Here is a 12,397-nt window from a genome sequence, read left to right on the forward strand (position 1 = left end):
CTCGTGGTGGCACCGACAGACGAAAGTCGCCCCGGGCGGAAGGACGGGTATGAGCGACCTCGACGCGGAGGTACAGACCGCCAGCGATGTCGGCGGCGACGGGCCGCCGGTGGAGGAGAAACCCTACAAGATCATCTTCGAGGCGAACGCCTGCTTCGGTGCGGGTAAGTGCGCGGAGGTCGCGGACAACTGGGAGATGGACATCGCCAGCGGTATGGCGAAGCCGACGTCGTACTACATCGGCGAAGACGAGTTGGCGGAGAACATCCGCGCGGCCGAGGTGTGCCCCGCGAAGAAGGACGTGGGCTGTATCCACGTCGTCGACCGACGAACCGACGAGGAGCTGTCGCCGGACCCGCACGGCGACGGCACGCTGAGCGTCGACTGGTAGGAACCGAAAACACCAACCGCCCCACCGCGCTACGACCGGACGCGCGAGGGTGGCTGAGCTTGGCCAAAGGCGGCGGACTTAAGATCCGCTCCCTCAGGGGTTCAAGGGTTCAAATCCCTTCCCTCGCAGTCGCGACGAGCGAAGCGAGAAGTGCTGAGAAGGAAGAGATTCTGAACCGGAGAGGTCGCGCGCAGGCGAGCGCGAGCGAGCCGAGCACGTCCGACCGTGGTTCAAATCCTGTCCCTCGCATCGCAGCGAGGTCCCTCGGGAACCGAGCAAGCTGCACGCAAGGACGGATCTGAAGCAGGGAGCAGCTCGCTGCGACCGTGGTTCACATCCCTCCTCTCGTATTCCGGATCGAACGGACGCGAGGGCGGTGAATATCGGTCTGAGCGAGTTGCAGTCGACGGCGCCGAGCACCGCGATTCGACGGCGTGGTTCGGATCCCCTCTCTCGCGGTTCGCATCGTCGCGGCGCTCGCGGTCGGCGCTGGTGTCGGACTGGCGGTGCGGCACACGCACTGGCGATGCGGTACATGCGCCGCCGGGGTCCCCCTGGCCGTGACAGCGTCCGGAACGCCTTTGAGGCTGTAATGAGATGTAATTAGCATGCTTCCGACCGACGCGCCGTCGCGGCCGGACGCGCTGCTGGCCGTCGTGGGGGTGGCGCTCGTCGCGGCGACACTCGCGACCGTGGCGTTCGGCATGCCGTTTCGGGTGACAGGCGCCGCCGGTTCAGTTATCGGCGCGGTCGCCATCGCCGACGGCGTGTTCCGAAACCCACCCACCGACGGGTGACCACTCGGCGCGCTCAGGGCGCGATCGTTGGCGGACCAGTCCGACGGATCGACGAGAACCGGTATCGATCGCTCCCGAATTTCTGATTCATCCCGACCGCGATAGCGGCGGCTCAGAACTGTGAAACGTGGGCCGAACGCGCGCCGGTGAAAAGAGCGGCGCGCGTTCCGCCCTGAATTGGTCCCCGCTGACGCTTCGGCCCTCCAGACGAAGCGTCACCTATCCCAAACGGGTCCGACTACTTAACCATGTTGGCGCCGGCCGTACCGTCCCCGACCGTAACTGTCGGTCGTGCGCGACAGACGCCACAGCGAGGGGGATCCGCGATCGTTTCGGACGGGGAAGCGTTCATTTTAGCTGCTGTCGCGCGGGGTGGGTCGCGGACAGCCTGGAGCCGTCGCCGATGAGGCGCTCGCGGAGGGTCTCTCCGGGTGTCGGCTCCACGAGCAGGTCTCGCGCGCGCAGTTCCGGCACGAGGAGGTCGACCACGTCGTCGAGGCTCCCCGTCCGCAGGACCTCCTTCACGTTGAAGCCGTCGACGCCGACCGCCTCGTGCCAGTACTGGAGTTCGTCGGCCACCTGCTCGGGCGTCCCGACGACGACCGGCGAGGTGGTGCCCAGCCCGGAGAACTGTGCGACCTCCCGGACGGTCCACTCGCGGTCCGGGTCGGACTTCGTGAAGGCGTTCATCGTCCCCTGGATCGCGCCGGTCTCGATGTGCTCGATCTTCTGATCGGGGTCGAGTTCCGAGAGGTCCATGTCGAGAAAGCCCGACAGCAGCGCGAGCGTCGCCTCCACGTCGACCGTCTCCAGCAGGCGCTCGTACTTCGCCTGTGCGGCCTCCTCCGTCTCGGCGACGATGGGGACGATGCCGGGGAAGAACGCGAGGTCGTCGGGGTCCCTGCCGAGGTCGGCGGCCCGGTCGCGCAGGTCGTCCATGTACTCGCGGACGCCGCGCTCGGTGGGCTGCGAGCAGAACACCGCCTCGGCGTTGGCGGCGGCGAAGTCGCGCCCGCGGTCGGAGGAGCCCGCCTGGAAGATCACGGGACTCCGCTGCGGCGACGGCTCGCAGCCGTGCGGGCCGGGCACGTCGAAGAACGCGCCCTCGTGGTCGATGTCGTGGACCTTCGCGGGATCGGTGAAGACGCCTGACTCGCGGTCGCGGACGACGGCGCCCTCCTCCCACGAGTCCTCCCACAGCGCGTAGCAGACGTCCATGAACTCGTCCGCGCGGTCGTATCTGGTCTTCTTGTCCATCCGCTCGTCGAGGCCGAGGTTCGCCGCCGCCGACTCCAGGTAGGAGGTGACGACGTTGAACGCGATGCGGCCGTCCGTGAGGTGGTCGAGCGTGGAGAACTCCCGCGCGAGCTGGTACGGGTGGGTGTAGGTGGTCGACTTCGTCACCGCGAACCCGAGCGAGTCCGTCACCTCCGCCATCGCGGGCACGAGATACCCGGGGTCGTTCGAGGGGGTCTGGACGGCCTTCTCGATCGCCGTGGAGCGGTCGCCGCCGTACACGTCGTAGACGCCGCGCACGTCCGCGAAGAACACCGCCGCGAAGCCGCCGCGCTCGGCGGTCCTGGCCACGTCGGTCCAGTACTCCCTGTCCCTGTACTCGGCGGAGCGGTCCGCCGGGTGTCGCCACGAGCCCGGCGAGACGTGCTCCACGGAGTTCATCGTGAAGAGGTTGAGGTGGATCCCGTCGCTCATTGGGTTGGTCCTGGAGTGGTAGCGGGGTAAGAGGCGGTGGAATCGGCCGACTGTGCCTGTATTCGGATCGTTCGTTGATCGTGTGGTGTGGACGCTGTGGGTTCGGCGGAGAACACGACCGCGAAAGCCCCCGGGCGGGTCGTGGTCGACGGGCGGCAGAGCCGCCCGTCTGCAAGCGGGACCTTCGGTCCCGCCCAGCCTGCGACTCGCTGCGCTCCTCGCTCGCTTCGCTCGCTGTGGTGCTTACGTCGTCATCAGAACGCGACGCGTTCTGATTGGCTCACGAGAGCAAAGCTCTCGTGAACGTCTCGGCTCACGACCCGCCCGGCCCCTTTCAGTCCCACCCAACCGCACCGCAGCCTCGTCCTCCCCAGCCGACTCGTTCGTCGCTTCGCTCCTCACTCGTCCCTCGCGCGCACCCGGCCGACACGGAGGTCGGCCCGCGCGCGCCACCACGGTACGTGTACACCGTGCGGACGGGTACGTCGCTCGGCTCGTCCAACTGACGGGGCGGGACTGAAAGGGGCCGCGGGGGCTTTCGCGGTCGTCACCACGGTCGTCGTGACCGTCGTCGCAGTCGCGGTCATCTCCACGGTTGTCGCTACCGAAACTGTGGTCACCCGGCCACACCGACCGCACAGTCGAAGTATCCGGCCGAACCGACCGGGTGGGTCCGATTTAAGCCAAGCCCTCACGCACCTACGTCCATGCCCGACCGCGTCGCCGTCCTCGCCCACGAGAAGTTCCCCGACCGCTCGAAGACCGCCAACGGCGTGCTCCGGTACGCAGACTACGAGGTCGCCGCCGTCCTCGACCGCGACCGGCCTGGCGAGCGTGTCGCCGACCAGCTTCCCGACGTGCCCGACGCGCCGATCGTGGAGTCGTTCGCGGACGTGCCCGGGGAGGTGGACGCGCTGATCGTCGGGATCGCGCCCATCGGCGGCGGCTTCGACGAGTCGTGGCGCCCCGACGTGCGCGCGGCCATCGAGGCCGGCTGCGACGTGGTCTCGGGTCTCCACTACTTCTTGAACGACGACGAGGAGTTCGCCGCGCTCGCGGCCGAACACGGCGTCGAACTGCGCGACGTGCGCGAGCCACACGACGGCCTCACCGTCGCACAGGGTCGTTCGGACGAGGTGAGCGCCGACGTGGTGCTGACGGTTGGCACGGACTGCTCGGTGGGGAAGATGACGGCGACGATGGAGATCGTCGAGGCCGCCCGTGAGGCCGGGATCGACGCGTGCGCGATCCCGACCGGCCAGACCGGGATCATGATCGAGGGGTGGGGGAACCCCGTCGACCGCGTCGTCTCGGATTTCACCGCCGGCGCCGTCGAGGAGATGATCCTGGAGCGGGGCGACGAGTACGACCTGCTCGTCGTCGAGGGACAGGGCAGCATCGTCCATCCCGCCTACTCGGCGGTCACCTGCGGCATCCTCCACGGCGCGATGGCGGACGAACTGGTCCTGTGTCACGCCGCCGGCAGGGAGGCGATCCACGGCTACGAGGACACCGCGCTCCCGCCGATCGAGGAGTACGTCGACCTCTACGAGTCGCTCGCGGCGCCCGTCCACGAGGCCGAGGTCGTCGCCGGCGCGCTCAACACCGCCGGCATCGCGGACGACGCGGCCGCCCGGGAGGCGGTCGACGAGTTCGCCGACGAGATCGATGCGCCCGCGACGGACCTCATCCGCTTCGGCGCCGAGGCGATCGTGGAGGCGATCCGGTGATGCCGGGGCCCTCGCTTTCGGCCTCGTTCGAGCGCGTCTCGCTCCCGCTGGAACACGACTTCACCATCTCCCGGGGCACCACTGTCGCCGCCGAGAACGTGATCGTGCGTATCGAGAACGAGGACGGCACGGTCGGCGTCGGCGCTGCCGCACCCTCCGCCCACTACGGCGAGACCGTCGACACGGTCGTCGCGGTGCTGCCAGACCTGCTCGCCGAGGTCGAGACCATCGGCGACCCGCACGCGCTCGCGGAGATCGAGAAGCGCATGGGGGCGGTCGTCGCCGACAACCCCGCCGCTCGCTGTGCGGCGAGCATCGCGGTTCACGATCTGGCGGCGAAGCGACTCGGCGTTCCTCTCTACCGACTGTGGGGGCTGAACCCGGCGGACGCACCCGACACTTCCTACACCATCGGGATCGACGACACCGAGACCATGCGCGGGAAGACCCGCGCGGCCGTCGAGGCGGGCTACGGCACGCTGAAGCTGAAGCTGGGCACCGACCGCGACCGCGAGGTCGTCGAGGCGGTCCGCGAGGAGGCGCCCGACGCCACCCTCCGTGTCGACGCCAACGAGGCGTGGACCCCCCGCGAGACCGCCCGCAAGAGCGAGTGGCTGGCGGATCTGGGCGTCGAGTTCATCGAACAGCCGGTCCCCGCGGGCGACCCGGGGGGGCTGAGAGACGCTTTTGAACGCTCGGTCCTCCCGATCGCGGCCGACGAGTCGTGCGTCACGCTGGACGACGTCCCACAGATCGCCGACCGCTGCGACATCGCGAACCTGAAGCTGATGAAGTGCGGCGGCCTGCTGGAGGCGAAGCGGATGGTCCACGCGGCCCGCGCACACGGGCTCGAAGTCATGCTCGGCTGCATGGTCGAATCGAACGCCGCCATCGCCGCGGGCTGTCAGCTGGCGCCGTTTCTCGACTACGCCGACCTCGACGGAAGCCTGCTGCTCGCCGAGGAGGCGGACCCCTTCGAGGGCGTGCCGATGGACGAGGGACGGATCGACGTGGCGGCGGTCGACCGACCCGGGACGGGCGCGGTTGAGCGAGACGAGGGCGAGCGATAGCGAGCCCTCGATGCGAGCGGGGAGCGAAGCGACCCGCGAGCGAACGGAGCGGGCGGTCGAACGGATCTGGGACCGCGACGACGAACGGACCGTCCGTCGGCCGCGACTACTCCCCGACCAGTTCCTCGTACTGCGCGCCGGTCTGCTTCAGCGTCGCCGTCGAGTACAGCCGCTCGTGTTCGAACGGGAGGTAGTCGGCGGCCAACTCGTCGATCTTCGCGTCGACGGCCTCGGCCTCCCGGCCGTGGACCATCGTGAAGAGGTTGTACTCCCAGTCCTGCTCACGTCGGCGCGGCCGGTGGTAACACAGTGTCACGTACGGGAGTTCGCCCACCGACTCACCCAACTCGTCGAGGCGGTCGTCGGGCACGTCCCACACGACCATGCAGTTGTTCCGGAAGCCGGTGACGATGTGGTTGACGACGCAGCCGATCCGCTTGATGCAGCCGTCCGCGAGCAGGTGCTCGACGGCCGCGAGCACGTCGTCCACGTCGGCGCCGACGGCGTCGGCGATGTCGCGGTACGGCGTCGCGGTGAGGGGGAAGCCGTCCTGGATCTCGACCAGCAGCGCCCGCTCCAACCCGGAGAGATCGCCGGTCGCGTTCTCGGAGATGCGAGTCGCCCCGGCGTCCGTCGAGTCGAGCGACTCTCTGGCGAAGGCGTCGTCGTTCCAGACGGGGAACTCGAGATCGATGTAGTAGTCCGTCAACATCGGGAGGTTCAGCACCCCGCAGCCGGTCTGTTCCTCGATCTCCGCGAGGATCCGATCGCGGGTCTCGCGACTGGCGGCGGTGACGACGAACCACTGGTTCCACTCGTGGTCGCGGCGGTAGTTGTGGTTCACCTGTCGGTAGCCGTTGATCACCGCCGCGACCTCCTCGAAGCGGTCCTCCGGCGCCGAGACGGCCGCCAGCGTCGACGACCCGATCACCGGCGGGTTGAGCACCGCGCCGAACCGCCGGAACACGCCGCGCTCGCGCAGGCGTTCCACCCGCTCGAGCGCCTCGTCCTCGCCGACCCCGAGATCGTCGGCGACGACCCGGAACGGTCGCTCGGCGACGGGGAAGCCGCTCTGGTAGTCGTCGATCAGTCGCGCGTCGACGTCGTCGAGGCCGGCCCGCCAGTCGTCGACCGCGTTCGTGTTCGCGTCCGCGCCATCGCCCTCGGCGCCACTCATTAACCGTCGTAGGGACCGGCGGCACCTACCGGTTTCGCTCGTACTCGCGCCCGCAACCCCGCCCGCGACGTTCGGGGGATCGGGTGGTTTTTGCGCCGCACGCACCTGGGATCGGGTATGGCGAAGGCGACCACCGAGGAGGATGAGACGTTCGGCGAGTGGCCGCTCAAGCGGCTGATGACTGAGGTCTGCGGCTCCGGCCCCAAGTCGGCCGACGACATGACCCGCGCACAGGCGACCGAGGCCATGCGCCGGATCTTCGCGGGCGAGCCCGACCACACGACGCTGGGTGCCTTCTGGCTGGCCAACCGCTGGAAGCGCAACAATCCCGAGGAGCTGGCCGCGTACGTCGACGAGATGTGCGCGCGCGTCGAGTACGTCGAGCCCGACGCCGACCCCATCGACTGCGGCGCCAACTACGACGGGAAAGGCGAAACGGCGATCCTCGGCGCCGCCGCGGGCATCGTCGCCGCCGGCGCCGGCACGCCCGTCGTCGTCCACTCCGGTGACCGCGTCCCGACGCAGAAGCAGGACGCCTACAAGCACGTCCTCGACGAGCTGGGGATCGCGACCGAGCTGACGCCGCGCGACTCCGCGGAGATGGTTGACGAGACCGGGTTCGGCTTCTACTACCAGCCGGCGTTCAACCCCGCGATCGACGACCTGTGGGAGCGCCGCGACATGATGGGCGTGCGCTCGTTCGTGAACACGATCGAGACGCTCGCGAACCCCGCGGGCGCCTCCACGCACCTCGGCTCGTTCTACCACCTCGCGTTCGCGAAGAAGGTCGTCGACACGTTCGTCGACAGCGAGTTCCACGACCTCGACCGGGTCATCATGTTCCAGGGGATGGAAGGGTACGACGACATTCGCCCCGGCTACACAAAGGTCGCCGAGTGGAACGCGGGAGGCGACGCGGACGGCGACGGCGGCAGCGAGAGCGACTCGTTCACCGACTACGAGATCGAGACGCCCGAGTACGGCATGGACTTCGAGGAGGCGGATCTGGAGGTCGACGACGTGGCGGTCGACTCCGCGACGCTCACCGAGGAGGTCGTCACCGGCGAGCGCGACGACCACTGGCGTGACGCGGTCGCGCTGAATGCGGCGTTGCGCATCTACGCCCGCGGCGACGCCGACGGCATCGACGAGGGGATCGACCTCGCGCGCGAGGCGATCGACGACGGCTCTGCGGCCGACGTGCTGGCGGCTCTGCGCGAGTTCTGAGAAGCGCGGTCGAGCGGGGCGAGGGCGAGTGATAGCGAGCCCTCGTTGCGAACGGCGAGCGGCGCGGCCGTGAGCGAGCGAGACCGCGGGACACAGCGGAGCGACACATGGACCGTCCCGCCCGTGAACGAGGCGCGGCCGTGGTTCTCACCGCTGAGACGCGGCGCCAGAGGTTTATTATCGGTCGCGCGTCCCGTTCACCCAGTATGGCCGTGGGACCGGCGAGCCTGTACCAGCTGTTCTTCCTCGCGGCCAGCGCCGTGGTCGTCCTGCTCGCGCTCTCGACGTACGTCCTCGGCAGGCTGATCGGCCACGACCGTGCGCTCGGTGCGATGCTCGCGCTGGTCGCGATCTTCACCGGCGTCGGCGCGGGCTTCGGGCTGCCGGCGTCGGCGGCGACGCTCCCGCTCGCGCTCGGGTTCGCGTTTCTCTACGTTCCGGTCGGCGTCGGCGGACTCCTCACGAAGGTGGGTTCGCCGGCGCCGTGGCGGGAGGTGTGTCGCCTCCTCATCGGCGGCTGGATGGCCGCGCTCGTCGTCGCGCTCGTCACGCAGGCGGGCGGCGCGTCGCTGCCGGCGCTCATCGGCTGGACGCCCGGACTGCTCGGCGTGGAGTGGTACGTCGGCTTCCTCGGATATATGACGCTGCTCGGCGTCGTCGCCGGCGGCGTCACGCTCGTCCTGCTCAGGCGCGGCGACGGCGAGGCGCAGCCGGTCGCAGTCGGCGGCTGACCCGCCACGGCCGGTCACGCGGCCCCGACGCCGCGTTCTGCGTCACTCGATCTCCCGCTCCTCGTCGTCCAACCGGATCGCGATGCCGACGAGCGTCTGGCCCGCGGTGACGGTCGCCTCGCGGGCGACCGAGTAGACGACGCCCGAACGGTCGGCGGTCGCCTCCTGGAGCACCTCGTAGGTCGTCGGGTCGTACACTTCGCCGACGTACTTCCCCTCGACGACCTCGTCGCCGATAGCCAGGTCGGCGGCCGCGCGAAAGAGGCCGGACTCGCTCGCGGTCACCCGCCCGAGGTGGTTGCGCGCGCGGGTGCCGTCCCACGCCGGCACGGACGCCTCCTCTCCGTCCCGGTCGTCGAGGACGCCGGCGTGCCGGAGCGCGCGCGTCGTGCCGTCGACGCCCGCCTCGATGGCGTCGTCGACGAGCTCCTTGTTGTGCGCGAGTTCGGGCGTGATCGATGGGATCCCTTCGCGGGTCGCGGCGACGCGGAGCTTCCCGCCGAAGTTGCGGCTGGCCCACTCCTCGTCGGCGTCCTCGCCCGCGGACTCCGCGAGCAGGAGGTCCGTGCCGAACGCCTCCGCGAGCCGGCGGCAGTCGTCGTCGCCGCGGAGGTACACCGTGTGGGTGAGCATGTCGCGGCTGCCGGTGTGCAGATCGACGATGAAGTCGGCGTCGCCGGCGTACGCCCACAGCGTCGCCGCCATGCGCTCGTGGAGCGTGCCGTCGGGGTCGCCGGGCCAGCAGCGGTTCATGTTCGGGTTCACCGAGTCGTACGCCTCCGGCGTGGTGTACGAGACGGTGTCGAACGTGAGCGGGTCCGCGACGGGGACGACATGGGCCGTCCCCGCCAGGTCGGCGGCGACGAGGTCGTCGTGGAGTTGGCGGCACACCGCGGCGCCGTTGATCTCCCGACCGTGCTGGGCCGCCTGGACGTAGACGGTCGGGCCCTCGGCGGCGTCGGCCCCGGCGGTCCGGTCCGTGTCGTCCGCGCCGTCGGCGCCGGCGTCGCCCGCCGACTCGGGCGCGTACGTGTGAACGGTCGTCTTGAGTGCGACGCCCGAGGGGAGGCGCGCGAGTGTGACGCGCTCGGCTTCGTGGTCGGCCATGGTTCACTCTCCCGGCCCTGCGGCTTGTAGCTGTGGCCCGCCGCCCGGCGACCGCCCGCCCCCGAAGTCGAACGACTTTCCCCCCTCCGCGGTCTGGATGGGGGTATGAGCGACGACCTGCCACACGTCACGCTGCACACGACCCACGGCGACATCGAGATCGAACTGTACGCCGAACGCGCGCCCCGGACGGTCGAGAACTTCCTCAACCTCGCGGAGCACGACCCCGCCGCCGGCGAGGAGCCGGCCGTCGGAACGACGACGTGGGAGGACCCCGAGTCGGGCGAGATCCGCGGCGACTCGCTGTTCGAGGGCGTCGTCTTCCACCGGATCATCTCCGAGTTCATGATCCAGGGCGGCGACCCGACCGGCACGGGCCGCGGCGGCCCCGGCTACGAGTTCGACGACGAGTTCCACGACGACCTCACCCACGACGGTCCCGGCGTCCTCTCGATGGCCAACTCCGGCCCGAACACGAACGGCTCGCAGTTCTTCATCACGCTGGCGGCCCAGCCGCACCTCGACGGCAAGCACGCCGTCTTCGGCAAGGTCGTCGACGGGATGGACGTGGTCGAGGAGATCGGCTCGCTGCCGACCGGGCGCAACGACGAGCCCCGCGAGGACGTGGAGATCGAGGGCGTCACCGTCGACCGGTAGATCGCGACGAGAGCCCAACAGGATAGCTGAACAGCCACGCGGGGAGCTGATCCCGTTGTTCTCACGAAGCGCCCAACGTCGTCGAATCACTCGGTACCGATATCCGAACTTCGTGTCTGAATCCCGGTTTCGACACCCGAATCCTATCTCCGGTCGTGAGTGCGGATTCGGAATCGTCTGGCCCCGTTGAACTTCCGTTGCTGAAACAGTTGGCGTGCTCCGGTACGTACAGTGGACTCGCTGACCGACTCTGTGGGCTAGTAGGGGCCAGTCTACGATTCAGGCGCTCGCCACGAGAGGACGACCCCCGCGACGGCAAGCATCCCCGCGAAGGTGAACGCTGAACTGTACGACCCCGTCCGATCGATGAGCCACCCCGTGAACGCGGGTGTGAGGAACGCACCGGTGATACAGGCGGTCACCAGTATTGAGAGCGCTGTTCCGGTCCGTGTCGTCTCGACCACCTCGCGGACATAACTGTAGAAGATACCGATGGAAAGCTGGACGGTGAAACCGGCCGCGACGAGCAGCGCGACGAGGAACCCCACTTCCGCGGTGACGCCGATGCCGACGACTAGGGGTGCGGTGGAGAGGAACGAGAGCCGAATAACGGGGCGTCGACGACCATCGAGGAAGCGATCCGAGATGACGCCCCCGCCAGCCCGCGAGACGATTCCTACGGCCGGGAACAGCGCGACGAAGAGGCTGCTCATCGTCAGCGAGAGGGTAAACTCCTGAGCGAGGTAGGTCGGCATCCAGCTATTGAAAAAGAGGAAGAGCGAGTAGGCGAGAAATCCGAGCACGGAGCCGTAGGCGACCGCGGGCTGGCGGACGACGCCGAGTAGGTCGGTGAGCCCCGGAACTGAACGCTCCACCTCGGCGAAGTCCGTGCGCCAATAGCCGACGAAGAACAGAACGAACCCGCAGAGCGTCGCGATCCCGAACCCGAGGAAGTTGGCGGGCCACCCCCAGCGAACGGCGACAAGTGGACCGAGGAGTTGCCCAATCCCGAGCCCAGCGGGCGCACTAGTCGTGAAAACGCCCAGCGCTGTCCCCTGGGCCCCGTGGGAGAACGCACGGCCGACGAGGTTCGCTCCCGTCGTCCAGACGGCTCCGATGGCGATGCCCGCGAGCGCCCGCGAGCTCACGAGTGACCAGAAGTGCCCGTCGAGTCCGGCCTGCCACCCCCAGACGCCGGCAACGGCGATCAGGAGGGTAGCGGCCGTTGCCACCGCGAAGTCGCTCGTTCGGTCGATGGCCAACCCGACGCCGAAGTTCGAGAGGGCCCACGCCGCGAACGCGGCGCTCACCACCCAAACGGTTAGCGCGGGTCCGGTCCCGAACGTTTCCATCATCGGCGGGAGGATCCCCGCGGGAACGATGAGGAGAGCGTTGGCCGCGACGCTCAACAGCCACGCACCGGCGAGACACCCCCACCGCCCGCTTGTCCCAGGGGACCCCGTACCGTCGTCGACCATCTCCGTGGATTTCCATCGGTCACACTGAAAAGTATCTGGGTAGCTGCAACCCCGAACGAGCCGTCCGGATTCAGGCCCGTGATGGGCTTCCTTGGACTGTTGTCTGTTGTCTTTGTTGAACGCTGGGTGATCTCGCGGACAGAATCAAGGATCACATGCGTCGGGTCGGGTCACTTCGACGCCCGGTCCGCCACCGCGTCGGGCACAGGGCTGTCGGCTCGATCGCGCCGATGCCCACGTGGCGCCGGCGAGTGTGAGCCCGCCGCCCGCGAGGACGGCGCGTCTGCTCGGGGAGGAGCGGTCGGGGACCATACGAGTCGGG

At 69.0% G+C, this 12,397-nt stretch carries 11 protein-coding genes and 1 tRNA gene; 8 read left to right on the top strand and 4 right to left on the bottom strand.

Annotated features, from left to right (window positions below; translation table 11 throughout):
• Positions 1-49: 49 nt before the first annotated feature.
• The 3 genes from BUE16_RS04795 to BUE16_RS04805 all read left to right on the top strand — a co-directional run bounded on the left by BUE16_RS04795 (position 50) and on the right by BUE16_RS04805 (position 1,188).
• Complete coding sequence (locus BUE16_RS04795) at positions 50-391, top strand: ferredoxin (protein WP_073307284.1); 342 nt, start codon at positions 50-52, stop codon at positions 389-391.
• 43 nt (positions 392-434) lie between these two features.
• Positions 435-519 (top strand) — tRNA-Leu (locus BUE16_RS04800).
• A gap of 480 nt (positions 520-999) precedes the next feature.
• Complete coding sequence (locus BUE16_RS04805) at positions 1,000-1,188, top strand: hypothetical protein (protein ID WP_073307285.1); 189 nt, start codon at positions 1,000-1,002, stop codon at positions 1,186-1,188.
• A 348-nt stretch (positions 1,189-1,536) separates the two neighbouring features.
• Here the strand turns inward: BUE16_RS04805 and BUE16_RS04810 are convergent, their stop codons facing one another.
• Entirely contained in the window at positions 1,537-2,898 is a 1,362-nt protein-coding gene (locus tag BUE16_RS04810) for an LLM class flavin-dependent oxidoreductase (RefSeq protein ID WP_073307286.1), read from the bottom strand.
• A gap of 707 nt (positions 2,899-3,605) precedes the next feature.
• Between BUE16_RS04810 and BUE16_RS04815 the strand changes: the two genes are divergently transcribed.
• Entirely contained in the window at positions 3,606-4,628 is a 1,023-nt protein-coding gene (locus tag BUE16_RS04815) for a DUF1611 domain-containing protein (RefSeq protein WP_073307287.1), read from the top strand.
• Positions 4,628-5,698, top strand: coding sequence for a dipeptide epimerase (locus tag BUE16_RS04820; protein ID WP_073307288.1), 1,071 nt, complete (start codon positions 4,628-4,630; stop codon positions 5,696-5,698). Before BUE16_RS04815 ends, BUE16_RS04820 begins: the two co-directional genes overlap by 1 nt.
• A gap of 106 nt (positions 5,699-5,804) precedes the next feature.
• Here BUE16_RS04820 and ahbB read toward each other — a convergent pair whose 3' ends face one another.
• Positions 5,805-6,875, bottom strand: coding sequence for a siroheme decarboxylase subunit beta (gene ahbB, locus BUE16_RS04825; RefSeq protein ID WP_073307289.1), 1,071 nt, complete (start codon positions 6,873-6,875; stop codon positions 5,805-5,807).
• A 117-nt stretch (positions 6,876-6,992) separates the two neighbouring features.
• On the opposite strand from ahbB, the gene BUE16_RS04830 reads away from it, so the two are divergent.
• Positions 6,993-8,102, top strand: coding sequence for an anthranilate phosphoribosyltransferase (locus BUE16_RS04830; RefSeq protein ID WP_073307290.1), 1,110 nt, complete (start codon positions 6,993-6,995; stop codon positions 8,100-8,102).
• Between the two features lie 206 nt (positions 8,103-8,308).
• Positions 8,309-8,833 (top strand): hypothetical protein, encoded by a 525-nt coding sequence (locus BUE16_RS04835; protein ID WP_073307291.1) that lies wholly within the window; start codon positions 8,309-8,311, stop codon positions 8,831-8,833.
• Between the two features lie 42 nt (positions 8,834-8,875).
• Here the strand turns inward: BUE16_RS04835 and BUE16_RS04840 are convergent, their stop codons facing one another.
• Positions 8,876-9,940: a succinylglutamate desuccinylase/aspartoacylase family protein gene (locus BUE16_RS04840; RefSeq protein WP_073307292.1), complete on the bottom strand. Its 1,065-nt coding sequence runs from the start codon at positions 9,938-9,940 to the stop codon at positions 8,876-8,878.
• 105 nt (positions 9,941-10,045) lie between these two features.
• Between BUE16_RS04840 and BUE16_RS04845 the strand changes: the two genes are divergently transcribed.
• Positions 10,046-10,597, top strand: a complete 552-nt coding sequence (locus BUE16_RS04845) for a peptidylprolyl isomerase (RefSeq protein WP_073307293.1) — start codon at positions 10,046-10,048, stop codon at positions 10,595-10,597.
• Positions 10,598-10,869: 272 nt separating this feature from the next.
• Here BUE16_RS04845 and BUE16_RS04850 read toward each other — a convergent pair whose 3' ends face one another.
• Entirely contained in the window at positions 10,870-12,075 is a 1,206-nt protein-coding gene (locus BUE16_RS04850; RefSeq protein ID WP_073307294.1) for an MFS transporter, read from the bottom strand.
• Positions 12,076-12,397 lie beyond the last annotated feature (322 nt).

Origin of the sequence: Halobaculum gomorrense (assembly GCF_900129775.1) — an archaeon.
GTDB lineage: Archaea > Halobacteriota > Halobacteria > Halobacteriales > Haloferacaceae > Halobaculum > Halobaculum gomorrense.

What these genes read in the sequence shown, in the direction of transcription:
- BUE16_RS04795 (WP_073307284.1), top strand. Translation starts at nt 50, where the DNA reads ATGAGCGACCTCGACGCGGAGGTACAGACCGCCAGCGATGTCGGCGGC.
- BUE16_RS04805 (WP_073307285.1), top strand. Translation starts at nt 1,000, where the DNA reads ATGCTTCCGACCGACGCGCCGTCGCGGCCGGACGCGCTGCTGGCCGTC.
- BUE16_RS04810 (WP_073307286.1), bottom strand. Translation starts at nt 2,898, where the DNA reads ATGAGCGACGGGATCCACCTCAACCTCTTCACGATGAACTCCGTGGAG.
- BUE16_RS04815 (WP_073307287.1), top strand. Translation starts at nt 3,606, where the DNA reads ATGCCCGACCGCGTCGCCGTCCTCGCCCACGAGAAGTTCCCCGACCGC.
- BUE16_RS04820 (WP_073307288.1), top strand. Translation starts at nt 4,628, where the DNA reads ATGCCGGGGCCCTCGCTTTCGGCCTCGTTCGAGCGCGTCTCGCTCCCG.
- ahbB (WP_073307289.1), bottom strand. Translation starts at nt 6,875, where the DNA reads ATGAGTGGCGCCGAGGGCGATGGCGCGGACGCGAACACGAACGCGGTC.
- BUE16_RS04830 (WP_073307290.1), top strand. Translation starts at nt 6,993, where the DNA reads ATGGCGAAGGCGACCACCGAGGAGGATGAGACGTTCGGCGAGTGGCCG.
- BUE16_RS04835 (WP_073307291.1), top strand. Translation starts at nt 8,309, where the DNA reads ATGGCCGTGGGACCGGCGAGCCTGTACCAGCTGTTCTTCCTCGCGGCC.
- BUE16_RS04840 (WP_073307292.1), bottom strand. Translation starts at nt 9,940, where the DNA reads ATGGCCGACCACGAAGCCGAGCGCGTCACACTCGCGCGCCTCCCCTCG.
- BUE16_RS04845 (WP_073307293.1), top strand. Translation starts at nt 10,046, where the DNA reads ATGAGCGACGACCTGCCACACGTCACGCTGCACACGACCCACGGCGAC.
- BUE16_RS04850 (WP_073307294.1), bottom strand. Translation starts at nt 12,075, where the DNA reads ATGGTCGACGACGGTACGGGGTCCCCTGGGACAAGCGGGCGGTGGGGG.